This is a genomic window from Saccharospirillaceae bacterium (assembly GCA_022448365.1).
Classification (GTDB): domain Bacteria; phylum Pseudomonadota; class Gammaproteobacteria; order Pseudomonadales; family Oceanobacteraceae; genus Bacterioplanoides.
This window is the reverse complement of record JAKVCS010000007.1, coordinates 38,568-64,448: the sequence shown is the minus strand read 5'-3', so window position 1 is coordinate 64,448 and position 25,881 is coordinate 38,568. Positions and strand designations below refer to the sequence as shown.

27 protein-coding genes are annotated in these 25,881 nt (G+C 47.4%); 20 read left to right on the top strand and 7 right to left on the bottom strand.

Annotated elements, in window-relative coordinates; genetic code table 11:
• Positions 1 to 4 precede the first annotated feature (4 nt).
• The 3 genes from MK185_16640 to MK185_16630 form a co-directional block, all read right to left on the bottom strand.
• Positions 5 to 1,399, bottom strand: coding sequence for an HDOD domain-containing protein (locus MK185_16640; GenBank protein ID MCH2042261.1), 1,395 nt, complete (start codon positions 1,397 to 1,399; stop codon positions 5 to 7).
• 141 nt (positions 1,400 to 1,540) lie between these two features.
• Positions 1,541 to 3,637, bottom strand: coding sequence for an ATP-dependent DNA helicase RecG (gene recG / locus MK185_16635; protein MCH2042260.1), 2,097 nt, complete (start codon positions 3,635 to 3,637; stop codon positions 1,541 to 1,543).
• A 31-nt stretch (positions 3,638 to 3,668) separates the two neighbouring features.
• On the bottom strand, positions 3,669 to 4,565 hold the full coding sequence (locus tag MK185_16630; protein MCH2042259.1) for a hydrogen peroxide-inducible genes activator: 897 nt from the start codon (positions 4,563 to 4,565) through the stop codon (positions 3,669 to 3,671).
• 185 nt (positions 4,566 to 4,750) lie between these two features.
• Between MK185_16630 and MK185_16625 the strand changes: the two genes are divergently transcribed.
• On the top strand, positions 4,751 to 5,602 hold the full coding sequence (locus tag MK185_16625) for an SDR family oxidoreductase (protein MCH2042258.1): 852 nt from the start codon (positions 4,751 to 4,753) through the stop codon (positions 5,600 to 5,602).
• A gap of 255 nt (positions 5,603 to 5,857) precedes the next feature.
• Positions 5,858 to 6,391 (top strand): hypothetical protein, encoded by a 534-nt coding sequence (locus tag MK185_16620; protein MCH2042257.1) that lies wholly within the window; start codon positions 5,858 to 5,860, stop codon positions 6,389 to 6,391.
• 73 nt (positions 6,392 to 6,464) lie between these two features.
• Here MK185_16620 and MK185_16615 read toward each other — a convergent pair whose 3' ends face one another.
• The 3 genes from MK185_16615 to MK185_16605 all read right to left on the bottom strand — a co-directional run bounded on the left by MK185_16615 (position 6,465) and on the right by MK185_16605 (position 9,442).
• Positions 6,465 to 7,115, bottom strand: a complete 651-nt coding sequence (locus MK185_16615) for an MBL fold metallo-hydrolase (protein ID MCH2042256.1) — start codon at positions 7,113 to 7,115, stop codon at positions 6,465 to 6,467.
• Positions 7,116 to 7,290: 175 nt separating this feature from the next.
• A complete protein-coding gene (locus tag MK185_16610; GenBank protein ID MCH2042255.1) occupies positions 7,291 to 8,796 on the bottom strand; it encodes a hypothetical protein in 1,506 nt (501 codons plus the stop codon).
• Positions 8,797 to 8,863: 67 nt separating this feature from the next.
• Positions 8,864 to 9,442 (bottom strand): LPP20 family lipoprotein, encoded by a 579-nt coding sequence (locus MK185_16605; GenBank protein MCH2042254.1) that lies wholly within the window; start codon positions 9,440 to 9,442, stop codon positions 8,864 to 8,866.
• 108 nt (positions 9,443 to 9,550) lie between these two features.
• Between MK185_16605 and MK185_16600 the strand changes: the two genes are divergently transcribed.
• Positions 9,551 to 9,952: a hypothetical protein gene (locus MK185_16600; protein ID MCH2042253.1), complete on the top strand. Its 402-nt coding sequence runs from the start codon at positions 9,551 to 9,553 to the stop codon at positions 9,950 to 9,952.
• A gap of 155 nt (positions 9,953 to 10,107) precedes the next feature.
• Here MK185_16600 and MK185_16595 read toward each other — a convergent pair whose 3' ends face one another.
• Complete coding sequence (locus MK185_16595) at positions 10,108 to 10,611, bottom strand: peptidylprolyl isomerase (protein ID MCH2042252.1); 504 nt, start codon at positions 10,609 to 10,611, stop codon at positions 10,108 to 10,110.
• A gap of 203 nt (positions 10,612 to 10,814) precedes the next feature.
• Between MK185_16595 and hslV the strand changes: the two genes are divergently transcribed.
• From hslV to MK185_16510, 17 genes are all read left to right on the top strand, one after another.
• Positions 10,815 to 11,363, top strand: coding sequence for an ATP-dependent protease subunit HslV (hslV, locus tag MK185_16590; GenBank protein MCH2042251.1), 549 nt, complete (start codon positions 10,815 to 10,817; stop codon positions 11,361 to 11,363).
• The gene (gene hslU / locus MK185_16585) at positions 11,360 to 12,706 is read left to right on the top strand and encodes an ATP-dependent protease ATPase subunit HslU (protein MCH2042250.1); all 1,347 of its coding nucleotides are present in this window, start codon (positions 11,360 to 11,362) and stop codon (positions 12,704 to 12,706) included. Before hslV ends, hslU begins: the two co-directional genes overlap by 4 nt.
• A gap of 91 nt (positions 12,707 to 12,797) precedes the next feature.
• Positions 12,798 to 13,169, top strand: coding sequence for a DUF971 domain-containing protein (locus MK185_16580; GenBank protein ID MCH2042249.1), 372 nt, complete (start codon positions 12,798 to 12,800; stop codon positions 13,167 to 13,169).
• 173 nt (positions 13,170 to 13,342) lie between these two features.
• The gene (gene rnr, locus MK185_16575) at positions 13,343 to 16,015 is read left to right on the top strand and encodes a ribonuclease R (GenBank protein ID MCH2042248.1); all 2,673 of its coding nucleotides are present in this window, start codon (positions 13,343 to 13,345) and stop codon (positions 16,013 to 16,015) included.
• Between the two features lie 155 nt (positions 16,016 to 16,170).
• Positions 16,171 to 16,911 (top strand): 23S rRNA (guanosine(2251)-2'-O)-methyltransferase RlmB, encoded by a 741-nt coding sequence (gene rlmB / locus MK185_16570; GenBank protein MCH2042247.1) that lies wholly within the window; start codon positions 16,171 to 16,173, stop codon positions 16,909 to 16,911.
• Between the two features lie 410 nt (positions 16,912 to 17,321).
• Complete coding sequence (locus MK185_16565) at positions 17,322 to 18,584, top strand: ATP-binding protein (protein ID MCH2042246.1); 1,263 nt, start codon at positions 17,322 to 17,324, stop codon at positions 18,582 to 18,584.
• A complete protein-coding gene (locus tag MK185_16560) occupies positions 18,581 to 19,420 on the top strand; it encodes a DUF4435 domain-containing protein (GenBank protein ID MCH2042245.1) in 840 nt (279 codons plus the stop codon). Before MK185_16565 ends, MK185_16560 begins: the two co-directional genes overlap by 4 nt.
• Before the next feature lie 114 nt (positions 19,421 to 19,534).
• Positions 19,535 to 20,134: a hypothetical protein gene (locus MK185_16555; GenBank protein ID MCH2042244.1), complete on the top strand. Its 600-nt coding sequence runs from the start codon at positions 19,535 to 19,537 to the stop codon at positions 20,132 to 20,134.
• 120 nt (positions 20,135 to 20,254) lie between these two features.
• On the top strand, positions 20,255 to 20,683 hold the full coding sequence (locus MK185_16550; protein MCH2042243.1) for a hypothetical protein: 429 nt from the start codon (positions 20,255 to 20,257) through the stop codon (positions 20,681 to 20,683).
• An 84-nt stretch (positions 20,684 to 20,767) separates the two neighbouring features.
• Positions 20,768 to 21,025, top strand: coding sequence for a hypothetical protein (locus tag MK185_16545; protein MCH2042242.1), 258 nt, complete (start codon positions 20,768 to 20,770; stop codon positions 21,023 to 21,025).
• Positions 21,026 to 21,122: 97 nt separating this feature from the next.
• Positions 21,123 to 21,710 carry a hypothetical protein gene (locus MK185_16540; GenBank protein MCH2042241.1) on the top strand — a complete coding sequence of 196 codons (588 nt, stop codon included), beginning with the start codon at positions 21,123 to 21,125 and terminating at the stop codon, positions 21,708 to 21,710.
• A gap of 411 nt (positions 21,711 to 22,121) precedes the next feature.
• The gene (locus MK185_16535) at positions 22,122 to 22,736 is read left to right on the top strand and encodes a DUF1287 domain-containing protein (protein ID MCH2042240.1); all 615 of its coding nucleotides are present in this window, start codon (positions 22,122 to 22,124) and stop codon (positions 22,734 to 22,736) included.
• Positions 22,737 to 22,929: 193 nt separating this feature from the next.
• Entirely contained in the window at positions 22,930 to 23,334 is a 405-nt protein-coding gene (locus tag MK185_16530) for a hypothetical protein (protein MCH2042239.1), read from the top strand.
• A gap of 2 nt (positions 23,335 to 23,336) precedes the next feature.
• Positions 23,337 to 23,909, top strand: coding sequence for a transglutaminase family protein (locus tag MK185_16525; GenBank protein MCH2042238.1), 573 nt, complete (start codon positions 23,337 to 23,339; stop codon positions 23,907 to 23,909).
• 2 nt (positions 23,910 to 23,911) lie between these two features.
• Positions 23,912 to 24,094, top strand: a complete 183-nt coding sequence (locus MK185_16520) for a hypothetical protein (GenBank protein MCH2042237.1) — start codon at positions 23,912 to 23,914, stop codon at positions 24,092 to 24,094.
• 7 nt (positions 24,095 to 24,101) lie between these two features.
• Positions 24,102 to 24,728: a class I SAM-dependent methyltransferase gene (locus MK185_16515; protein ID MCH2042236.1), complete on the top strand. Its 627-nt coding sequence runs from the start codon at positions 24,102 to 24,104 to the stop codon at positions 24,726 to 24,728.
• Positions 24,729 to 24,830: 102 nt separating this feature from the next.
• On the top strand, positions 24,831 to 25,871 hold the full coding sequence (locus MK185_16510) for a hypothetical protein (protein MCH2042235.1): 1,041 nt from the start codon (positions 24,831 to 24,833) through the stop codon (positions 25,869 to 25,871).
• The last annotated feature ends 10 nt before the right edge of the window (positions 25,872 to 25,881 follow it).

Here is a 25,881-nt window from a genome sequence, read left to right as displayed (position 1 = left end):
TACGTTATTTATTGAGCAGGCTTACCAGCTCATTCAGATCATCCATCTTGGTCATAACATTTGCGGTTAATTCATCAACCCTTTCCTGAGTAAGTCCCAGATCATCAAGAATGTACTGTTCCGGTAATTCGAACGGTCCGTCACCAAAACCATGGCGACGCAGGCTGCGGGTAGCAACATAAAGAATCTGTGCATATTCCTTATGCTCGCCGTCGAACTGTGCGTTGTGCTGCTGCCGCAGGGCCGTGACCAGCTCCTCCGGCATCCGCCATTGTTGCATCAAGCAGCTGGACACCTGTTCGCGGGTCATGCCCAGCAAATGGCGCTCGATGTAAAAGCGATTGATGTGTGGGTTGGCTTCAATATGGCGATTAACCAACGAAAACTGTGGTGGGAATACGTGCCCCAGCACCAGGAATCCGAAGTTGTGCATCAGACCGCATAAGTAGGCCAACCCCTGACTCGGACGGTGTCTTGCCGGAATCATACGCACCAGCTCGCCGCATAATGTCGCGGTAATCACAGCTTGCTGCCAGAACGGTGCGTAACCGTGAGGACCTTCCTTGGGAACCGATAGACTGCGCCCCAGAGCCAGGCCCAGCGCCAGGTTAATAACCAGATCAAACCCCAGCACCCTTAACACCGCATCTTCGACGGTTTTAATCTCTCCGCGCACGCCGTAATAGGGTGAACGCGCCCAACTGACTACCTGCGCTGACATACCAGGATCGAGTTCCACAGCCTGTGCCAGCGAGACGGTGTCGGCATTCGGATCCACCCGCAAATCAATAATTTTCCGTGCTGTTTCCGGCAAAGGCGGTAAATCCAGGGTTTCCTCAAGCCGTTGTTTTATACGCATCGGGGTAAACTGTCGAATGGCAGCATGGACATCATCCAGGTCCTGGTCCTGGCTGTTGAGGTGGACTTCACTGGCCAGCGGTGCGGTGTAATTACCAACATGAGAGCTTGAGGTGAGATTGCGGAAATCGTCCGTCGGTACCTTCAACCACTCGTGTTCAGCGCCGGATACGATAAACAGCTCCGGTTGTTCGAGCAGGGTCTCATCCACCAGTGAATCGACCCCCGTGACTTGCGGCAGCGCCGGAAATTCATCCAAACCAAATTTGTTCTTTAAGTGTTGCAGCTCTTCGCCGGACAGTGCTGTGAACTGACGACCAAACTCATGCGCCAGCATGTTTAAATCCAGTAAGCGATTGCCCGGGATAACGACCTGAACCTTGCCATCTCCGTCCTTGAGGAAAACAACGTTGGCCACTTTGGCAGAGTAGGAGGCGGGAGGGTTACTTTGCATAAGCTGAAAAACTTCTTCGTCATCGGTCAGTGAATAGGGGACGTGCCAGTCATCCAGCACTTTCATGACTGTAGCGGGGATAGCCATACTAAAATCCTTATGATTTGCGGCCAATACCGCTCAGCGTCAAATTTGTCTGCCTTAAATATAGTTCAGGCTGGCAAGCTCGCCCGCTGGAATCGGGATTTTTTTAATGAGCGGAAAATTGTGGTCAGGGTCAACGAACGATCAGACGTTGGCGAAACGTTCGGCTTCACCCAACCAACGCTGAATCAACGGTTCCACCGTTTGCGGGTGGTGGTTCCAAAGCTGTTCGGCCATTTCCCGAACCTGGGGTAATAAATCGCCATCGCGCTGTAAGTCGGCAACACGTAGCATTTGCAAGCCGGTCTGACGGGTGCCAAGCATTTCACCGGGGCCACGAATCTGTAAATCCTGTTCTGCGATATAAAATCCATCCTGACTGTCTCGCATCACTTGCAGCCGCTGTTTGCTGGTAAAAGACAACGGCGATTTATACAGCAGCACACAATGAGATTTGGCGCTGCCGCGGCCAACCCGACCTCGCAGCTGATGTAATTGCGCCAGGCCTAAACGCTCCGGATTTTCGATAATCATGAGGCTGGAATTGGGTACGTCCACTCCCACTTCGATCACTGTTGTCGCCACCAGTAAGTCCAGTTCATGGGCTTTAAACGACGCCATGATCCCGGCTTTTTCAGCGGGTTTCATGCGGCCGTGTACCAGGCCGATGCGCAAGTGTGGCAGCGCTTGTTTCAGTTCTTCGGCAGTATTCTCGGCGGCCTGACACTGCAGTGCTTCGCTCTCTTCGATCAGGGTGCATACCCAATAAGCCTGCGCGCCTTCACCGCCCTGTGCGATTGGCGTACAGGCAGCACTGACCCGCTGAATAATTTCCGGGCGACGATTATCGGCAATCGCCACCGTCGTAATGGGGCTGCGACCCGGTGGTAATTCGTCAATGACTGAAGTGTCGAGATCGGCATATGCACTCATCGCCAGTGTGCGGGGAATGGGGGTCGCAGTCATAATCAGCTGGTGCGGTGATAACCCCATCTGAATACCTTTTTCGCGCAGTTCCAGACGCTGATGCACACCGAACCTGTGTTGTTCATCGATGATGATCAGACCGAGTTTGGCAAATCTTACGTCTTCCTGAAACAGTGCGTGAGTACCGACTACCAGCTGTGCACTGCCATCAGCGATATCACTGAGAGATTGGGTTCTGGCTTTACCTTTAACCTTACCTGCCAGCCAGCCACAACGAATGCCCAGAGGTTCAAACCAGGCGGATAAATTCTGCAGATGTTGTTCGGCAAGTATCTCCGTGGGTGCCATCAGTGCCACCTGATATCCAGCTTCCAGCACATCACAGGCTGCCAGCGCTGCCACCAGAGTTTTACCGGAACCAACGTCTCCCTGAACCAGTCGCAGCATGGGGTAGGGTTGCTGAATATCCTGCTCGATTTCTGTCACTACCCGCTGCTGCGCACCGGTCGGTGTAAACGGTAGCTGACGCAGTAGTTGCTGCTGCAGACTCTGTTTGCAGTGAATTGCTGGCGCCTGATGTGCCTGAACCTGCGCGCGGATTTTATGCAGCGACAGTTGATGGGCCAACAACTCTTCCAGAATCAGGCGCTTTTGTGCCGGATGCTGGCCGGATAACAGGTAGGCGAGATCGGTATCTCGATCCGGTTGGTGAAGAAACAGTAACGATTCTTCGAGAGTCGGTAAACGCCATTGGCTAAGCCATTCACGGGGTAATAAATCCACCAGATCAACCTGATGATCCCGCAGCAGACCGTGGGCTTGCTCATGCAATAAGCGCAAACGTTGTTGCGAAATACCGTCGGTAGCCGGGTACACAGGCGTCAGGCTGGCTTCCAGTTCTTCATCCAGACCGTCTTCGAGCACTTTGTATTCTGGGTGATAGATTTCTAAACCGCTGGCACCGCGGCGCGGCTCGCCATAACACCGCAACGTGGTGCCGGAGCTGAATTGTTTCTTCTGGGCCGCGGTAAAGTGATAAAAGCGCAGGCTAATCACCCCGGATGCATCCTGCAGTTTTACTAATAAGCTGCGGCGCTTACCAAAGACGATGTTGGCGACCCGCACTTCTCCCTGAAACACCGCTGGACGCTGCGGCTGCAGGCCACCAATCGGAGTAATCCGGCTGCGGTCTTCATAACGAAACGGCAGGTGAAAATAGAGATCGGCTAAACTGGCGATATGCAGCTTGTGCAGCTGCTCTGCCAGCTTGGGGCCAACCCCTTTCAGATCGGTGAGTTTACTCAGCTTCGCCACAGGTTTTCCTCAATAGTACTGGCCTGCTGAATCAGCCGATACGGCACTGGCGCGCGGTTTCAAGCAACAGGTCCACTGCCTGGCCGCGGGGGAAGCTGGTGCGCCAGGCTAAGGCCACGGTGCGGCTGGGTGCTGGCTGCGCAAATGGCTTGGTCGTTACCAGGTTCTGATCAAGATTACTCACCGCCGACTCTGGCAGAACAGTGATGCCCAGACCTGTGGCAACCATATGCTTGAGAGTTTCCAGCGAACTGCCTTCGGTGACGGTACCGAGTCGGGTGTGGTGCTTATTACTCAGCGCCGGACAAGCTTCAAATACCTGATCACGGAAGCAGTGGCCTTCGCCCAGCATCAGCAGATCTTCATCAATCAATTGCTCTGGATTAATGGTGGTCTGGCTTTCCCATGGATGATTCTTCGGCAGTACAACAACGAAGTTTTCATCGTACAGAGGGCGGGTTAAGACATCGGGTTCGGTAAATGGCAGGGCAACAATAATAGCGTCGAGTTCACCATCGCGTAATTGGCGACGTAATACACCGGTGTAGTTTTCCTCCAGATACAGCGGCATGGTGGTTGCCAGCTGGTGTATTTGTGGCACCAGATGGGGAAACAAGTAAGGACCGATGGTAAAAATGGCGCCGATTTTTAACGGTGTGGATAACTGATCCTTACCAGCGTTAGCAATTTCTTTGATGGAACGCGATTCTTCCAGCACTTTTTGCGCCTGAATGATGATTTTTTCACCCAGCGGAGTAATGGTGACGGAGCTTTTACTGCGTTCAAAAATCGCAATTTCCAGCTCGCTTTCAAGCTTTTTTATCGCTACGCTCAGGGTCGGTTGGCTGACAAAACACTTTTCAGCAGCACGACCAAAATGACGCTCCTGAGCGAGGGTGACGATGTACTTCAGCTCGGTTAATGTCATGACAAATCTCGTTTATAAAAAGGTTTAGCAGCCCCAGGCTGATAATCAGCTTGTATAGGTATGCTTCAATTGATTTAGCTTATCTATAAGAGCGCCGGAGATCCAGCAGAGCGTTGCCGATCCGGCTGAAATAAAGCCTGCTAGGCTGATAAGCAGAGAGACAATAAAAAGTTGGAGGGAAGTACATGGCTCGGATTCTGGTTGTAGGTGCGGGTGATATCGGGGGGCATCTTGCCGGGGACTTAGCTCAGTCTGGTCATCAGGTTTACGGTGTGCGTCGTTCGAATAAAGCCATCGCTGATGGCGTGGAACTGGTCAGAGCGGATGTTGCTGATCCGGAAAGTTTGCTCGACTTACCGACCGATATCGATGTGGTGGTATACAGCGTCGCATCCCCAGTGTTCTCCAAAGAGGGTTATCACACGTACTATTACAAAGGCTTGCGCAATGTACTGCGGGCCGTGCGGCCGATGAAGCCAAAACGGATTGTGTTTGTCTCCAGTTCCAGCGTTTATCATCAGATGGATGGTGAATGGGTAGACGAACATTCTGAAACCACACCATCGAGCTTTGCCGGTAAAGAAATGCTGGCCGCCGAACAGGCCCTGTTGAGAGACAAGCTGCCGGGCACCGTTGTTCGTCTGACCGGTGTCTATGGTCCTGGTCGTAACCGCATGATCGAACAGGCGAAGCAGGGTGGGCACTGCGACCCCGAACCACCGGTCTGGACCAATCGTATTCATCGCGATGACTGTGTTGGCGTGCTGAAAATCCTGGTCGAAAAGGCACTCAGCGATGAGCCGCTGGAGGATGTGTATCTGGCCAGCGACGATGAACCCGCCACTCTGTTTGATGTGCTTGAGTGGATGAAAGATCGGATTGGCGATGTTGAAGACGACCACGATCTGCCAGAGGCAACGCGCCGGGCCAATCGTCGGTGTTCTAATAAACGGATTAAAGACCTGGGTTATCGTTTGAAATACCCCAATTTCCGCATTGGCTATGATCAGCAACTGGCAGATATTGGCCTGGTGTAACTGGATTGTTCTCTGGCCGGGCATGACCCGGCCGCTCGGTATTTCCTCATCTGCGGGTTCCTGACGCCACCTTCGTATCCTCTCCATACCATCCTATTTGTAACAATACCGGGCCATTCACACGGAGGCGGTCGCGATTTTGGGACCATGGCGGGTCATGATTTTGTCTTTTCGGCACGGTTTTTCGTTTTCAGGCGATTCTTCCCTCAGCTGCTACACTGTCTGTACAAATCTGTTTTTCTGGAGCGGGGTGAAATGGTGAGGGATAGCAGGGAAGAGGAGTACGATCTCAGTGATGGTCAGCGTCTGAGTATTCTCGAAAGTAACGTCAGTACCCACCGGAACATGCTGATTGCCATCGTATTAATGGCACTGGTCGGAGCATCAATTGCTATTACCGTATTGGTGATCAAGTTCACCCAGCCTAAAGTTGTGTATGTTCAGCAGCGGAACTTTGAGCCGGCGTTGCAGCGCCTGGCAACAATCGAAGCCGCCATGGAGCAGGTTCGTGAAACAGCCATAGATACCCGCAATGTACTCGACAGCAGCAGCGCCACGGCATTTAAACAGCAGTTTCTGGCTCAGGAAAAAAGCTACCAGTTACACCTCAGTGCGTTAAAACAAGGCATGCGTGATCTTGCTCGAATGAATCCTGGTTCGCGCACCTGGCTGGATATTTACAACGAGAAAATGGACCTGGCGTTAATCCAGAGCAAAGAACGACAGCAGCAGCTGGAGTCTTTACAGACCAGTCGTATCGCGGTGAAAGCTAAGCCACTCGATGAGTGATAACGACGGTTGCTGAAGAGCAAACATGGCACCTTCGGGTGCCATTTTTAATTCCACCTTTTTATTGGCCTGACTAGCCTCGGTGGTCAGATACAAACGGATTGTGCTGGCGCTCATGGCCAAAGGTCGAGTTCGGGCCATGGCCACAAATAAACTCAATGTCATCTCCCAGCGGAAACAGCTTGTCACGTATCGAGCTGACCAGCTCAGCATGATTGCCCCGAGGAAAATCGGTACGGCCAATCGAGCCGTTAAACAACACATCACCAACAAAAGCCAGCTTTTGCTGCGGGTTATAAAACACCACGTGTCCGGGAGTGTGCCCCGGCGCATGGATGACCCGGAACGTCAGCTCCCCGACTTCGACTTCATCACCATCGTTCAGCCAGCGATCTGGAGTGAAGCTTTCCACCGCCGGGAAGCCAAACATCGCCGACTGCTGCGGCAAGCTCTGAATCCAGAACAAGTCGCCCTCGTGAGGGCCTTCGATGGTCAGATCAAGTTCCCTGGCCAGTTCAGCGGTGCCTCCGGCATGATCGATATGAGCATGGGTTAACAGAATTTTGCGGGCGGTGGCCCCCATTTTTTCCAGCTGCTGTTTAATACGGCCGACTTCGCCGCCGGGATCAATAACGGCAGCTTGTTTGGTGTTGTTACACATCAGAATGGTGCAATTCTGAGCGAAGGCAGTTACCGGTACAACGGCCACGGATAAAGCGGACATGGCGCTCTCTCTTCATTTGTTGATCTAATCACGGCGGCTAGGGTAAACGCCGATGAGTTGAAAAACCAGTAGCAAGCTGGTGGCAACGTGTATTTCGTGGCAACAACATCTTGTGATGTTGGGGGGTGATTAGCAGGCCAAACATAACTCTGCTCAGCCTGCGGGCAGAGAAAAATCAGAACTGCTGAACTTTCGGTGCTTTACCGGCAAACTGCGGCATGGTCATACCTGCGTTAGCGTTAATGTAGGTTGGATCTGCGACCACATAACGGCTGCCCTGATATTGCCATGCATCTCCTTTTACTTTGCTGTTAAAGCGGACTGCGGTCGCCACATGACCGGGATAATCGAGAATAATCACATCCAGACCCAGCAGGCTTTCGGTTAACCAGGCAAACAGTGCAGCACGATCTTCACAGTCAGAATATGGGTAGTGCAGCGTTTCCAGCGGGAACAGGTAATTTTCCTCTTTAAACTGCTGATCATCGGTTTTGTACTTGAACGCCGTTTGGACGAAGCGTAACAGACGATTCACGGCTTCCTGTTCACTTTGTCCGGCAACAACCGGACGCAACTGATCAAGCAGCGAAGCCGACGTCACAGCGGGCAGGCCAGCTTTGAAGTAGTTGGGTAAAGACAGCTGTGGGAAGCTGTTGAAGTAGGAAACATAGCGCGCCGGGTAATCCACCATGATTCGATAGTCTTTACCACCATATGCGAATTTTAATGCGCGTTTGGTGTGTTTACCCTGGGCAACAAATTCGTTCGGCTGGCTGAAATCCAGTGTTTTAGAACCGGCGCCATGTTGCCCTCCGTACGTGAACACTTTACCGGGCTTCAGTTGCCTACCATTCAGATTAACGGCGTAATACTTTTTGCCACCGAGTTTGAAGAAGGTAACGCCAAACAGATCTTGTCGGGATGGAATTAATAAATGCAGTTTATTATTGTAAGCCACCCGAGCATCAAACCCGGATTTTACCAGTAAGAACCAGGTTGTCAGACGGCGACTGGTTTCCTGACGCAGAATCGAGCCGGCGAAGCGATCAAATAATAAGGCAGTACCCCAGTCATTTAACTTCAGTCGTGTTGCCGTTTGTTTCAGCTGTTCAATGGTCGGCTTATGCTCTTTGCTGGCCAGGTACTGCCAATAAGCTGCAATTTTCTCGCTGTTCAATTTTCCGGCAAAGATGCGTTTGAAGTTTTTCGGATATTCAATTTTTACCGGGTTACCGTAGAAATTAAAACTTGCCGTGCGGACTGACTTACTCTTGATCTCGATTGCTGGGCTGACCTCAGGTTTTTTAACGACGCTGGGCTTCTGGGTAATATCAGGTTCGACAACGGCTACCGGTTTTTTCGGTTCAGGTTTTTTCATCACCGGAGGTTGAACCGGTACAGGCACTGGTGTCGTTACCGGAGCCGGAGTGGCCTTCACCTTGGGAGCCTCAGGAAAGGTCGTTGGCTTCGGTTGTGGATCACGTTTTTCTGCCGGTTTTACCTCTACCGGCTTCCATTGTTCCTTCAGAAATTTAATAAACGCTTTGTCATTTTCATCCAGATAACTCTGAAAACTCTGTAGCTCTTTTTTACGCCATTTCTGATATTCATCCATCTCGCTATCAGAATGAACAATCGAAGCTGACAACACAGCTGCGACCAGTAATAGAACCTTTTTCATTGCAAAATCTCCTGCATCAAACAAAAAAGCCGGCAACAAGGCCGGCTCTTTCTAAAGTCGTTACAACTTATTCCATGTTGGCAATTTCAGAAGCCAATTCGTCGAAAGACTTCTCCGCCTGGAATTTTTGCCACAGAGCGCGCTCGTTCTTCATAGAAGTTTTCAGCGCTTGCTCAGACAGTTTGGTAACGGTGTCAGCATCTAAACCAACCAGCACCACCATGCCACCGCTTGGGGTTGGCATCTGACGGAAGATTTTAGAACCAACCAGAGTTTCTTTAGTGATCTGCTTCGTAACAGAGGTGTTTACACGGTCAACCGTTTCGCTGTCGCCTGCGCCGGTAGTTTCGGCAAACTGTTTGATCATATTCTGAACTTCAACTTTCATGGTCTGCGCCAGTTCAACACGAGCGGCAGTTGCAGCCATTTGTTTCATGAAGTTAGGGCCTGCGCCAGATTTGTCGGCGTAGCCAACAGCAGACAGATCAATGCCGTTAACCGGAGCGCCACATACCCATTCAGGCGCTGCCTGACCAGAACCGTCAGCGAACACGCAGCTGGCGACTGGCTGAGGTGCTGGTTGGTTAGATGCGCAAGCTACCAGCATGGTGGCTGCAGCAGCTGCAAAAATATTACGAATCATCATCTTCCTCTCCTTGATTGAAGCGGCTATTAATAAAGAATGTTGGTCGAGAATAGCGAATGATATGGCAAAATGCTACACAGGATTTAAGACTTGTGAAGGAGATCAAAAATGCGCCAGCTTTTTACCAATGCAGCGAAAAAAATCGCTGTTGTTTTTACCATTTCAATATTGTCGTCTTGTAAACCGGTGGCAGTAAAACAAGGCCAACCTGAATGGTTGCTGAATCCGGGAGATGGCGTTGTTGCGTCGTGTGGCTTTCATATTCAGGGTCATTACGCCCAGCAGGAGTGCGCTTTGCAACGCGCAAGAGAGCGACTGGCGGCTCGCCAGGGGGTCGAGGTGAGCAGTATTTCGTATTTAAACACGCGAGTTAAGAATGATCGGTCCAGCGTTAGCATGGATAAAGAAACTTTGGAAAAAGTGAAACGCGTCACAGTTAAAACCCAAGTAAAAGAGACTTGGTACGACGTTCAGCGCGACGAATATTATGTGTGGATGTTTGCGGAATAGAGTGTTGCCATTTTGATGGCTAATACAGCAGAGCGCCGCCGGTGTTTTCCATAACCACTGGCGGTGCGATTGCATCGGCGTTGCATTGTTACTTCAGCCGATGCGTGGAATGGAAAATATAAAAGTTTCCGATTGCTCTGAGTATCGACCAGCGATTAATGCTGGTGGCCGCCGACACCATGGGCGTGTTTGTGTTCAATTTCTTCCGGTGTTGCCGCACGTACGTTGACAATATCCACATCAAAGCGCAGCGCCTGGCCAGCCAGCGGATGGTTCGTATCCACATCCGCCATAAAATGACCCACTTTTACAACAGTGACCTGGCGAGTACCCTGAGGGGTTTCCACCCAGGCAACCATGCCTTTGCGCCACTTTTGTTTCTTGGTGGTGTTCGGTCCCTGCAGGTGCTTAACCGGCACTCGTTGTTCGTTGCCGTCTTTACGCTCACCATAAGCGTCTTTTGGCTCAAGGGTGAAGCTTTGTTGCTCACCGGCCTCCATACCAGTAACCGCGTTTTCAAAACCCGGAATCATATTTTGATGGCCCTGCAGATAGGCCACCGGGTCGCCACCGGTTGATTGGGTACTTTCAATCAGGTTGCCCTGATCGTCATACAGGCTGTAGTGCAATTGAACGACTGTGTTTTTGGCGATTTTCATAGAAGTACTTCTTATTTAAAAAAGCGTTGGCCGTCAGGACTTATGTATGACCTGTTCCGGCAACGTGGATTTCTGGTAATACCTTGGTTGAAGCGAGCAGTATCGGGATTGAGCTGCTGGGGTACAAGCTCTTGAACTCTCGATCAGTGTCCCCATATCAGAATCATCTATAAGTTTCGTGCTAACAGAATCAGGATTCAGCGATGACAACAATTGTATCCGTGCGCCGTGGTGATGAAGTGGTCATTGGCGGCGATGGCCAGGTGTCTCTGGGCAATACCGTAATGAAGGGAAATGCCCGTAAAGTTCGCCGTTTATACAACGGCCAGGTAATTGGTGGTTTTGCCGGTGGAACGGCAGACGCATTTACATTATTCGAAAAATTTGAAGCTCAGCTGCAAAAGCATAACGGTCAGCTGACCCGTGCAGCCGTTGAGCTGGCGAAAGAGTGGCGCTCTGATCGTGCGTTGCGCAAGCTCGAGGCCATTCTGGCTGTGGCTGATCACACCGCCTCGCTGATCATCACCGGTAATGGCGATGTGCTGCAGCCGGAGGAGGATCTCATTGGTGTTGGTTCCGGGGGTAATTATGCGCTTGCTTCAGCCCGTGCATTGCTTGAGAACACCGAGCTGAGCGCCCGCGATATTGTTGAAAAAAGCCTTAAGATTGCCAGCGATATCTGTGTGTTTACCAACGTCAACCACACCATTGAAAGTTTAAGCGCTACCGATGTGGCGGGAGATAAATCATGAGTCAAATGACCCCACGTGAGATTGTTCACGAATTAGATCGTCATATCATTGGCCAGAATAATGCCAAGCGCGCAGTGGCTATTGCGCTGCGTAACCGCTGGCGCCGTATGCAGCTGGATGCTGACCTGCGTGATGAAGTAACGCCAAAGAATATTCTGATGATTGGCCCAACCGGTGTCGGTAAAACCGAAATCGCCCGTCGGTTAGCCAAGCTCGCTAATGCGCCTTTTATTAAGGTGGAGGCCACCAAATTCACCGAAGTGGGTTACGTCGGTAAAGACGTTGAATCCATCATTCGTGACCTGGTTGAAACCGGCGTCAAAATGCTGCGTGAGCAGGAAATGGAAAAAGTATCGCTGCGCGCCGAAGAAGCCGCAGAAGAACGAATTCTTGATGCGCTATTGCCCCCGGCGCGGCCTGCCACGACCAGCTGGGATACCACCGAAGAACCAAAACAGGAAGATTCCGGAACCCGTCAGATTTTCCGTAAAAAGCTGCGCGAAGGTCAGTTGGATGATAAGGAAATTGAAATCGATATTGCTCAGGCACCGAATGTTGGCGTAGAGATTATGGCACCTCCCGGCATGGAGGAAATGACCAGCCAGCTGCAAAACATGTTCTCGAATATGGGTGGCGATAAGAAAACCAAACGTAAGTTAAAGATTGCCGATGCCAAGAAACAGTTGCGTGATGAAGAAGCCGCAAACCTGCTGAATATGGATGAGGTGAAAGCCAAAGCGGTTGATCTGGTTGAGCAAAACGGCATCGTCTTCCTGGATGAGATTGATAAAGTAGCCAAACGTCAGGAAAGTGGCTCTGGTGGTGATGTATCCCGCGAAGGGGTTCAGCGTGATTTGCTGCCGTTGATTGAGGGCTGCACCGTATCTACCAAATACGGCATGATCAAAACCGATCATATTCTGTTTGTGGCCTCAGGTGCGTTTCACCTGTCCAAACCGTCTGATCTGATTCCGGAATTACAGGGTCGTCTGCCAATTCGTGTTGAGTTGGAAGCACTCACACCGGAAGACTTTGAGCGCATCCTGACCGAACCAAGCGCATCATTAACGCAGCAATATGTTGCGCTAATGGAAACCGAAGGTCTGACGATTTCCTTCGCCGACGACGCCATTAAGCGCCTGGCTCACATCGCTTTCGAAGTGAACGAGAGCACAGAGAACATCGGCGCCCGCCGGCTGCACACGATTATGGAGCGGTTGTTAGAAAAGATTTCTTTCGACGCGACGGACATGTCGGACGCGGTCGTGATTGACGCTGATTACGTTAACGCACAGCTGGGGAATCTGGTGCAGGATCAGGATTTGAGTCAGTTTATTTTGTAAATAACCGGCAAGTCATAACCATAAGCCGCACTCATTTCTGATGCGGCTTTGACGTTGTCTGGCATCACGCCTTCAATTTGTGAGTAACAGAATGATTCCTTCCTCCATCAAAGTACGTAAAGCCAGTCGCAGCGTCGAATTGGGGTACGGCGATAAGATTTACCAGCTCAGTTTTGAGTTTCTCAGGGTCCATTCGCCATCTGCCGAGGTGCGTGGTCATGGTGTGGGTAATGAGGTGCTGCAGTACGGCAAAAAAGACGTGGTGTTGCTGAGCATGGAACCGGCCGGTAACTACGCCCTCAAGCTGATATTTGATGATGGTCACGACTCCGGTCTGTACGATTGGAAGTATCTTCATCACCTGTGCGAACGTCACGACGAACTGTGGGCGGAATACCTGAATAAACTGGAACAGGCAGGTAAACAGCGTGAGTCTGCCAGCATCAATTTTAAAGCGCTGTAAATTCTCTTCCATGATTGCTTTATGGCTCGGTTAGCGCCAGCCAGCCATCCTAACTAAAACCAGCAACCACGCGCTTTTCTGGTTATACTGTGGCCATCATTCACCGGTCGGCTGTGCGTGCTTATTGTTAAACGTCTGTTCCGGCCTACGGACATCTCCGAAATCAGGATTCCATGACGAAAAAGTCAAAACCTTCCAAGGGCGCTGCAGCCAAAGGCAGCAACAGCACGTTTAAAGATCCACAAGCCGCCATCGAAGCGCAACGCTACGATAATCCGGTTGCCAGCCGTGATGCACTGCTGATGCTGCTGGAACAGCAGGGTCATCCAATGACTCATTCTGATGTGTGTGCCGCACTGGGCGAAACCGATGAAGAGCGGGTTGAAGCCCTGCGTCGTCGTTTGATTGCGATGTCGCGTGACGGCCAGCTGATCTCCAACCGTCGCAATCAATTTATGCCGATGAGTAAAGCCGACCTGGTCACCGGTATGGTGATGGGTCATCGCGATGGCTTTGGGTTTGTGCTGCGCGACGGCGGCGACGATGTTTATCTCTCTAATCGCCAGATGGGCAAAGTATTCCATGGTGACAAAGTCGCGGTACAGATTTTAGGCCTGGATCGTCGCGGTCGCCCTGAAGGCAAAGTTGTTGAAGTACTGGAACGTAATACCCAGCAGATCGTAGGCCGTTACTTTGATCAGGCCGGTGTTGGCGTGGTTCAACCGGATAATAAACGCGTCAGCCATGAAATTCTGGTACCCCCTGCCGGCAGAAAGAAAGCCGAGCACGGCCAGTTTGTGGTGGTTCAGATCACCCAGCAACCTCGCCCTGGCGCATTACCCATGGGTGAAGTGATTGAAGTATTAGGCGAACATCTGGCACCGGGTATGGAAATTGATGTGGCCATTCGCAGCCATAATATTCCCGCTGACTGGCCCGATGAAGTTGTTGCCGAAGCTGAGAAGTTACCGGAGCAGGTAAAAGCTGCTGATAAGAAAAACCGCGTTGATTTACGTCACCTGCCGTTTGTCACCATTGATGGTGAAGACGCTCGTGACTTCGATGATGCGGTTTTTTGTGAACCGAACAAAAAGACCGGTGGCTGGCGTTTATTCGTTGCCATCGCGGATGTATCTCACTATGTAAAAGTGAAATCGGCCTTAGACGATCACGCCTACGAGCGTGGTAACTCGGTGTATTTTCCGGGCTTTGTTGTGCCCATGTTACCGGAGAAACTATCCAACGGTTTATGCTCGTTAAATCCGGAAGTGGATCGTCTGGTAATGGTGTGTGAAATCACCATTTCTGCCGCGGGTAAGTTATCCGGCTATAAATTTATGGAAGGTCTGATTCATTCCCACGCACGGTTAACGTACAACAAAGTGTGGGACATGCTGCAGAAGCCATTAACCGAAGATGGCAAAGCCTGGCGTAAACATTACCGTCCGATTGTTCCGCATTTAGAGAATCTTTATAAGCTGTTCAAGCTGTTGCGCAAAACCCGTGAACAGCGCGGCGCGATGGACTTTGATTCGGTGGAAACCCGTATCGTATTCGATGCCGAGCGCAAAATTCAGGAAATTGTGCCAACCGAACGCAACGAAGCCCATATGCTGATTGAAGAGTGTATGTTAGCGGCCAATGTGTGTGCGGCCGACTTTTTCCAGCGTTACAACATTCCGGCGTTGTTCCGGGTGCACAAAGGCCCGAGCCAGGAGAAGCTGGAAAATCTCTACAGCTTCCTGGGTGAGTTAGGTTTATCGCTGCATAAAGGCAAAGAAGTGTCGCCGCAGGATTATCAGGCGTTACTGAAGAAAATCGAAGACCGTCCGGATTCACATTTAATTCAGACGGTACTGCTGCGTTCATTGTCTCAAGCGGTTTACGACCCTGAAAACGAAGGGCACTTCGGTTTAGCCTATAAAGCCTACACGCACTTTACCTCACCAATTCGTCGTTACCCGGATTTACTGGTACACCGTGGTATTCGCCACGTGATTCGCAGCGAGATTGAATGTCGTCATGTTCGCCGTGTGGAAGACGCGAAGAACATGCAAAAGTGGCGTATTTATCCGTACGACACCGCGCGTATGATCAGCCTGGGTGAACACTGTTCTATTACTGAGCGCCGGGCTGATGATGCCACCCGCGATGTGATGGATTTCCTTAAGTGTGAATATATTCGTGACCACATCGGTGAAGAATATGAAGGTGTGATTTCTGCTGTTACCGGCTTTGGTTTGTTCGTCGAATTAAAAGACGTATATGTTGAAGGTCTGGTGCACATTTCCACCCTGCAAAACGACTATTACCAGTTTGATGCGGTGAAACATCGTCTAATCGGCGAACGTACCCGTCGCAGTTTCCGTCTGGGCGACAAACTTTGGGTTCGAGTGGTGGACGTTGACCTTGATGATCGCAAGATTGACTTCGAATTAACCACCGCCCCGATGAATAAAAATCGCAAAGGGGCCGACCTTCCGACACCCACACGTTTGCCGCGTCGTCGGGGTGCTGAAGGTGAAACGGAAGACCTTCTACCCGGTAAAAAAGGGACCGGTAAAAAAGAACCGGATAATAAGCCCGGTTCTAAACCACGGCGTTCCCAGCGCGATAGCTTTAAAAAAGCCCAGGCGGATAAAACCTCGGGCCGTCACGCCGCTAATGACTCGGATGATGATGGCAAGCGTTCTTCCAAAAAGCCTGCCGCTAAAAAAGGCACCAGCAAGAAGCCAAGCAAACGTCAGAAGCTGAATGCGAAAAAGGCAGGTGCTGCGACCAAGGCCAAAACGACCAAAGCGAAGCACAGTAAAAAAACGGCTCGTAAAACCGTTAAGAAGAAGTAAATTCGCTTAATCCTTACGAATATTTTCTTTCCGCCGCCCCGAAGGCACATCTTTGTGCCTGCCGGGCGGACGCAACATCCATGTTGCTGCTTCAGAAAACATTCCCAACGGTTAAGCTTTAAATGGCGGAAAGGTCCGCTGTTGGAGAAATCAGAATGAAATTAGAAGCCGTTTATGGCTTACACGCCGTCACCACTTTATTACAACGCAGCGCCGATCAGGTGGTGGAAATCTGGGTGATGAAAGGCCGTCAGGACAAACGTATGCAACGCGTACTGGAACTGGCGGAAGAACAAGGTTTACTGGTTCGGGAAGCCGATAAAGGCTTAATGAACCAGAAAGTGGATGGCAACCACCAGGGCATTATTGCCCTGCGTAAACCGGTACAGGGCATGAGCGAAAAACAGCTGCCCGACGTATTGGACAATATCGAAGGTCATCCGTTTATTCTGATTCTGGATGGTGTGACAGACCCCCATAATCTGGGTGCCTGTATCCGTACAGCCGATGCAGCCGGCGTGCATCTGGTGATTGCTCCTAAAGATAAATCTGCGCCGCTAAATGCAACAGCCGCTAAAGTCGCCTGTGGCGCGGCAGAAACCGTTCCTTATATTCAGGTAACTAATCTGGCTCGTACCATGAAAGAACTGCAGGAGCGCGGTATCTGGATTGGTGGTACCGCCGGCGAGGCTGAGCAGAATATTTATCAGCAAAATATGACTGGCCCTCTGGCGCTGGTGATGGGTGCTGAAGGCCCGGGTATGCGTCGTTTAACGCGCGAGCATTGTGATTTCCTGGTGAATATCCCAATGGCGGGTGAAGTCAGCTCGGTGAACGTTTCTGTTGCCACCGGTATTTGCTTATTTGAAGCGGTACGCCAACGCGGCTCGCTGTGATCTTCACCTTATCTGTCTTTAAATAGCGCCGTTCTGGCGCTATTTTTTGTCTGGAATCTGAATACAAAGGCGTACTGTGAGTATAAACAGTATGATTTGCCCGAACGGCTGAATTGATGGCACGATTTGTTTTCGTGCTTGCCCGTATTCTCTGCTGGTGATATTTTAATCATCAATAGAATCAATGGGTTAGGGTATAGGGTTTACAAGATAGTAGGCATACCGTGGCCGAAATAGTGTGCGCGCACGCTTTTCTGGAAGGGAATGGTCTTGCTAAGGAAGGTTTCTTAATGAAATCAGTAAGTTACACGACGAAGCTCGACAGACTCTCGCCAGAATATCAGGCACGCACACGAATAAACTGTTAAGCTGCAAAGCACTAATTAATCCAAATTTAAACTGAGGGAATTGTGTTTAAAATTAAATATATAAAAATATCAGGTTTCTGGGGTGAGCATACTATAGAAACCAATTTCTATAATTCTGTAAATGTGATTATTGGTAGAAACGGAACTGGTAAGACAACATTTATGAGCATTCTTCATGCAGTTTTAACAGTTGATACTGAATGGTTAGATGATTTTGAGTTTGATTATGTTGAAATTAAACTTAGTGAAGGAAATAAGACTAAGACAATTAAAGTTAAAAAAATCATCTCAAGTGATTATAGGTTTACACATGTTGAATATGTGATATCTAAAAATAAGTTCAATTTGAGGGTTGTAGGTTCTGATGAAAATGTTCCTTTACACTTCAGAAGACGAATCATTGAAGAGTCCGAAGAAATTCGAGATAGAATGAATGAATTAGTAAACATTACCACTCTTTCTGTATATCGCATTAAAAAAGATTATGATCATAGCCGTAGAGAAAGGCAAGAATCCAAAAGTGCGACACCTGTAGATCATATACTCCAAGATTTAATACAAAGATTAACCACTTATCAACTTGAGTTATCAGATAAAGCAAGAGCTGTTTCATCAGCTCTTCAAAGGAAAGTGCTTACATCACTTTTATATACCGATGATAGCGATCAAAAATCTGGATTTAGTTTAGATTTTGATAAAAAAGATGAAAAAAGAAAATTACTTTCGGCATACCGTCAACTTGGTGTATTAGACGCTAAGGTACGTGTCGATATAAATAACCATGTTGAAAAAGTTGCTGAAAGTGTTGAAAAAATGAGACACGCAATAGATAACTCTCAAAAAGATGAACCTATTGATTTTGATTTCAGTCCCTTAGAAAGGATAAAACAAACAAGCAATGTAGTTAGGATGTCTTTAGATGCGGAAAAAGAAGAAAAAGAAATATTTAAACAACGCGATGATTTCCTAAAAATACTAAAAGCATTTATTACGGATAAAAACTTTGAGTTTCGTAATGGGCATTTAACTGTTAATAAAAATGGAAACGTTCCAATTCCAAAGCTTTCATCAGGTGAGAAGCAGCTTATTATTTTGTTTGCTGAAGCTCTACTCCAACGTCAAGCACCTTATATATTTATAGCTGATGAGCCTGAATTATCTTTGCATGTGTCTTGGCAAAGAGAAATATTACCGGCGATAAAACAACTAAATCCTAATGCGCAACTAATTGTTGCAACGCACTCACCTGAAGTTGCTGGTAAATACTCAGATAAACTCATTGATATGGAGGATCTCCATAAATGAGCGCCGTAGAATATTCAGGAGATGCAGTAAATGTATTAAACAAATTTCACCGATGTGAGAAATTAGTTTATGTTGAAGGGGATGATGATGTCCTTTTTTGGGAAGTTATATTTAATTATTTTGATTTTACAAACTTTAAGATCGAAGTTAAAGATGGCTCTAGTGAGCTAGACAAATATACTAAACGATTAGTTGATGAAAATTTAAATATTATTATAGCTAGAGATTCTGATTATAAGTCTCTCACAGGAAAACTGCCTGAACATGAACGGCTTATCACAACTTATGGTTACTCCATTGAAAATACTCTTTATATCTCGGAGGCGGTTACAGAAATTACAAAGCTTTGGATCAAAGACAATGATCTTGAATTATCAGAGTTCAGAGAGTGGATAGATGCATTAACAGATAATTTGAAAGAATTAATTTACTTTGATGTAACAAATGATTGCTATGAACTTTATATAGAAGTAATTGGTGATAATTGTTCTCGATATATGAAGTCTCAATCCTGCGCTAATATAGATTCCAATAAAATTAGCAAACATCATACTCAGTTACAGCGTCATTTTTGTGAAAGTCAAATCAATCATGTTGTAGAGTTAATAAATGATTCAGGAAGATCGCTATGGGAAATTATTAGAGGGCACTTTTTACAGTCTGCAATTTTAAAATATATCAGCAGTCAAATTACCAGAAAAGGTCTTAGTTCTAAGTTATCTCACGACGCACTTTACACTAACGCAATACAAGAGTTGAAAAATACTTTTAATGACAGTCATAGACATTTTAATCACTATAGCATGTCAATAAGACAGCTTAAAAATGCAGCTTAACAAGTCGTTTAAAAGGACAAAAAACAGTTGGCTTTTGGCTCCTACGTCGCTAATTTTAGACAACTATTTTTTGCCTCTTAACGAGGCGTTATGTTTTTTGAGAAGGGCTGGAGTATGAAAAAACATCTTTTAGTTATTTTGCTAACTTTGAATTCGCCTACGGCATTTGGTGAAGATGGGTATGTTTACGGGGATAATCACTGTTTCTATTTTAGCGCGCCCGCTGCTTGGGTCGCAGACCCCTTTTCAGGAAAACGCCAAGGGTTGCCTTTCGTGTTTTATCCGAAAAGCAGTACATGGGCTAGTGCTACAAACGTTATTTATGCTCGCGCGGCCGATAAATCAACTATTGTGAAATCCATTCAGGATCAAGTGAACCAAACCTTGTCACAATTCAAAACAGAGTATGAGAGTCCAAATATAACAGCCAAGAAAATTGAAGAGATTGAGAGTGCTTTAGGTGTAAAAGGAGATATATATAAATTTTCAGGTGACAAGTGGGGGAATAACGAGCTTGTTGTCTACTTTTCGGGAGCGCATACGATTAACTTTTTTGTGATGACATCGAGAGATGAAAAGGTTTTGATGCAGGATAAAGGTAACTTGATCGAATTGGCCATGTCATATAGAGAGTCTAATGACTGTAAACCTTGTTCTCAAAAAAGTGGAGGTTTTGCATCTTGTGGCTTAGGGGAAGTAAGTGGAAAAACATAACAAGCGCAAGCGCGCGACAGTTTTCCGTGGTTTCGTTTTACTGTTGCTTCGCAACTTAACAGTAAAACTCGCCACTACAACCTGCGCATGTTGCGGGCGTTATATGCACGGAGCAAACAAATGAAAATTAAGTATCTATCAATTCTACTCATTCTTTTCTCTTGCGGCTCATACGCCTGTAAGAACAGGGTTGAGCCGGAAAAATACCCCATCTCTGAACTAGAAGCTTACGATGAGGTATTGGTAGTAGAAATTTCAAGTACTAACCAAAGTAACAATAGTAGATACACTAAAACTGAGAGTGCAACAGCTAAGGTAATTCAAGTACTTAAAGGCAACCTTAAAGAAGGCCAGAAAGTATCACTTCGACATGACACTAGCGTTCCTAGAGCAGTATGTCCGGTTTTCTTGAAGTCGGGATATACATATCTCATACCGCTTAGAAAACAAGATAACCAATTTATTTATTCAAGGTTTTCATTAATAGTGTCAGATATTGAGCCTGAAAAATTTACTAATTATGTAAAACAAATTGAAAATGGCATATAACAAGTTGCAGCACAAACAACACGGCTTCGCCGTTCGGACTACCAAAACGCTAGCGCATGTACAAGGCGTTAGTAGGCATTAATAATGAGTGATTTTTACAACTCTGGGTATTCTGGTGGTGATTGGTATGCACTACGGGATGCAGTTTTGATGGCTGCAATGAAGGATGCACATGGAAAAATCGAAATTTTCGATAAGCTTCCGCCGCACTTAAGAAAAACAGAAGTTGGCGATCTTGTGTATCAAGCGGTATATCTTGGTCACAAAAAAGCTGCTTCTAAAGCTGCAAAATTGTTGGTTGGTGGTGCTGATAAATGTTGGCTAATACTAGCAAAAGGTTAATAGCCGCTACTAACAAAGCCAGCCAGTATCGCCAGCAAGCCGGGTGGTCTCGTAAACTCGCCGCTGCTTTGGGCGTTAGAGCTACGAGGAAGCAACGGTGACTGGTACATATGAGCGGAACCCAATGCCACATAAAGTTGATGTTCGTTGCAAAAATTGCAATGGGATTGCAGTATTTGAATTCGCTGAAGTTGTAAAAATTTCTTTTAAAAAAGATGTTCCCTTCTTTCAGAAGAGCAAATTTTTTGATTACCACATTATAAGTGACAGTTGTGGCCATAAATGGCATGGAGCTTTTTTTTTTGAGGGGCTTCATGGTTCTGTACAGTCCATTACTGATTTGCCTGAAGGTTATTCACCAAATAATTGGGCTCATTCAAAATACTTAACAAGAAGCCACGGATTCGATTTAGGATCGGTTAGGTGTAATAGTTGTGGTACTAATCAAATCCATGCCCTCGACTGGCCTAATGAAGCATATTATTCTATTGAGCATAAAGGGCATCAGCTATGGGCATTCAATAGGGAATCAGCAACTGATTTACATAGCTTCATTAGTGGAAATGAACGCAAAGTTTCGGACTATAAATGGCGTGGCTTTCTTCTACATATTCCAACAGTATTTAAAACTAAAAAAGCTAGAGAGCCTGTCGTAAAAAAACTAAATAGGTTACTCATGTGCTAAGTAGCTCTAAAAAAAACTTTAACAAGGACGCAAAACAGCAGGCTTACGCTCCTTCGTCGCTAATTATAGCCTGCTTATTTTACGCCTGTTAAGACGGGCGTTAAGGCTTCTGATGATACGAAACCAGAGATTAATCCCGTTGCTACTGAAGTTTACCGCTTCGTCCAATGAAGATTGGCAACACAACCCTTCAAAACTCAATCGTCAAGATACTTACAGCATCGGTAACCGTGTAACTCGGATATATACAACAGCCAAGAAGACATGCCAAAACGTTTAAAGCGTGGGAAAACTTGATTTCTGAGAAGAAAACTGTTGAGTTTGTACCATGATCAATAACAAATGGCTCAAGGCATTGGACGGCGCAAAGTGCTGACCTTTAGCTTAAACGTTATATTTAATGGAGTTTGAGTGCGTAGAATTATTTTGATTTTAGCCGGTGTAGCCTCGATAAATGTGGCTGCTTTAGATTTCGAGCAGGATCTTGTTAGCGCTGCACACGAAAGAACAAAGCATGATGTTCGTTACGATGGTGCATACGTAGCTATCGGCTACCCAATGGGTGACGTTCCAAAAGAAATTGGTGTATGCACAGATGTAGTTATACGTTCATATCGTAAGCTAGGCACTGATCTGCAGCAGTTAGTACATGAAGATATAAAAACCCACTTTAGCCAATACCCATCAAACCGAATATGGGGTCTAAAGCATCCTGACAAAAATATTGACCATCGACGAGTTCCTAATCTTCAGACGTTTTTCATGCGGCACGGCCAAGAGCTGGCAGTTACCCGAAATGCCGGAGATTATAAGCCGGGCAACCTAGTAACCTGGATGTTACCGGGGAATCTCCCTCACATTGGTATCGTCACCGAAAGGATTAATCCTGCTACCGGTAACCCCATGATTGTGCATAACATTGGCCGCGGCCCTGAACTCGAAGACATGCTTTTCGACTATAAAATTACCGGGCATTATAAGTACGTTCCCAATAAATATAAGAAGTGCCAGCAACACGATTGTTGAATTACTCGCGCATTTAAACAGCCGCTACGCCAAAGCTAGTTTTTTGAGTTTATGGAGAAAGAGGCGTACTTTGTTCACTGACACGTATAAGAAGCAGCAACGGGCTCGTAAACCGGTACTTATTTTATCAAAACCCGCTAAGAAAGCGTCAACTTAACTAACCCGGAAGGCCGTAACTAAAGAAAGGGAAATCATGAAGATAGCCATCGCACTCACTATTTCACTCCTCCTGATCACCAGCGCTCAAGCTGATGACAAAGAATTCACATCCTGGATGAAAAAGTCCGACTTAGACAGCTACTTTCAGGTTCTTAATAACTTTGATGAAGACAACGATTTCTTTGCAAAAGGCTACTGGATCACGGCTGTCGAAGGGCGGTGGCACAAAGGAGATTTCGAGTATCGGGTGAAATACGGTAATGGCCCGAGTAGAAAGTACTCCTGGTATTGGCACATTAACCAGGACTACAATGATTTTTCTCAACAGTCTGACGGTTATAACAATCGTGGATTTCGCCTTGTTTATGCTCAGTCTTTTCAATCAGCGACCGGTGAGTTGCGTTATCAAAGTGTCTGGCATAAGGATGATTATAAGTAACAATGAATCAATATCTCGCTTCCTCAATCTACATCGACTGGCAGGCTCCCGAAGTGCTTGCTAAAGCCAAGCAACTGGCAGCAAATGCTTCAAACCAGGAAGAAATCGCCCGCTGTTGTTTTGAGTTTGTTCGCGATGAAATTAACCACAGCTGGGATTATCAGCAAAATCCGGTTACCTGCAAAGCTTCCGATGTTCTGAAACACGGCACCGGATACTGTTATGCCAAGAGCCACTTGTTAGCGGCATTGCTGCGGGCGAACAATATTCCCACCGCGTTGTGTTATCAGCGCCTGACCATCACCGATGCACCACCTTTCTGTATTCACGGTTTAAACGCCGTTTATCTTGAGAAACACGGTTGGTATCGGATCGATGCCAGAGGTAACAAGGAAGGTGTGAATGCTGAGTTCTGCCCACCAATCGAAAAACTGGCTTTCGCTATCGCCAATTCAGGAGAGGCAGATCTCCCAGAGTTATGGGCAGAACCGATGCCGGAGGTTGTCGACCTGCTAACCACGTATTCAACGTACCAACAGGTGGCTGATAATTTACCGGATGTTAACGAGGCTTAACCATGACTCCGATAACCGGCAGCTGTATGTGTAACAAGGTGACGTACACCTTAAAAGACGGCATTGAAGAAATTGTGCACTGCCACTGTCAGACCTGCCGCAAAGCCCATTCGGCAGCATTCTCCAGTAAAGCCAGTTGGTATCAGCTGAACTCGGATATTCCGGGCTATAGCGAATTCGAGTGATAGAAATATGAAAGATTCAAAAAAGTTCTGGGATGACAGTGCTGAGAAGTACGTTAAAAGCCCAATCAAGGACCAGGCGACCTACCAGAAGAAGTTAGACATTACACGCGAGTATTTAACACCACAAAGCCAGGTTTTGGAGTTTGGTTGCGGTACTGGTGGTACGGCTGTGCTTCATGCTCCTTATGTAAAACAGATTGTCGCGACCGATATCTCAGGCAATATGATTGCGATTGCTGAACAACGGGCTAAAGACGCGAATGTAGAAAATATCCGTTTTCAGCAGGGTACGTTAGATCAGCTTCACAACGCTGACGGCAGTTTTGATATGGTGCTGGGGCTGAATGTTTTACATCTTTTGGAAGATGTCGATGAGGCCATCGACCGGGTCCATCAGCTGTTAAAAACCGATGGCGTATTTGTTTCCAGCACTTCGTTAATTGGGGAAGTGAATATCGTGTTTCGTTGGTTAATCTCTGCTATGCAACGGCTGGGTCTGGCACCTTATGTCAGTCGTTTTACCCGACAGCAGTTAATTGAAAAATTGCGGAAATCAGGTTTCAGCATTGAACGCGAGTGGCAGACCAGTTACGAGTCTGTATTTATTGTAGCCAGGAAAAACGGCACGATTTGAGTACAGTAATGCAGTGGCAACGGTTAACTACAACGGTTTTACGCTTTTGTACATTATTTAATCACTTCTCACGTTATACTTCCGGGCTACAAAGAGGTGGTTATGAAGTATTGGTTATCTTTTGGTTTAGTGGTGCTGAAGCTGACGACAGTTGATGCAGCCGAAGTAGATCAGTTTACTCAGCTCACGGGGTTAGATGACAGCTCCGAAATTATTGCCCAGGAAGTCAATCGTCGTATGCGGTTGGCGGTTGATAAAGCCAACTCGGCTTTTCCCCGGCCACTGCAGCATAAGAAAATCCATCATATAAAAAGACCGCAGTGCGATATCAATCGACTATATGGTCAGCTGCAGTATCAATTGGCACGACCACTGGTTGGCCAGCTTGAGAGTTTTGCTGAGCAATCGCCACAGGTTGATAGACGCAGAGTCTCTTTTTCAGATTCAATTTATCAGGATTACCTGCCGAAAGAAGCGCCGACGTTGGTGCTGAGTGAACGAATCGCAGCGGTTATTAAGGTGAATGGCGTTGAAATTGGCAGTGATAAGCTGGGCCATTTTTTTACCGAGGGTCATAGTTATTTTGAGGTGACCAATCGTTTGCGAGAAGGCACAGAGTTTGGTTTTTTATTCGGTGATTGGTCTGAGTCTTTGTATTACGGCGCGCAAACAACCGGCGTATTTTCTTACGCTGATTTAACTGCCAACTTTAACGGTCTTCGCTTTTGGAACCGGATTCTGGCGAATCAGCCCGATCCGCTTAATCAACAGACTGTCATTCCTTATATTCGCTGTGAAAACCGACGCTGGGTTGTGAATAACCCATTTGATTTCGATGGTTATATCGATAGTGGCTGGAACGAAGCGGTGAATTGTTCAGCCTTTCGAACCGCACAATTATTACAGAAAGTTATGAACCATCAGGCGGTTTGTCGTGTGGAGCAATTGCCTAAGCGCTACGCTACGATAGGGCATGACATTATTAATCACGAAGGACTGAAAGTACTGCCTGAAAATCTGCAGCCTGAGGTAATTCTGGAGCGGCGTACCATCGACCTGCCCTGGAAACTGCCTGAGCAGGCGAAGGAACGGATTAAAGAAATCCGCCTCGACCTGGAGCAATGGCGCTCCAGAGCCGAGTAGAATCAGTGTA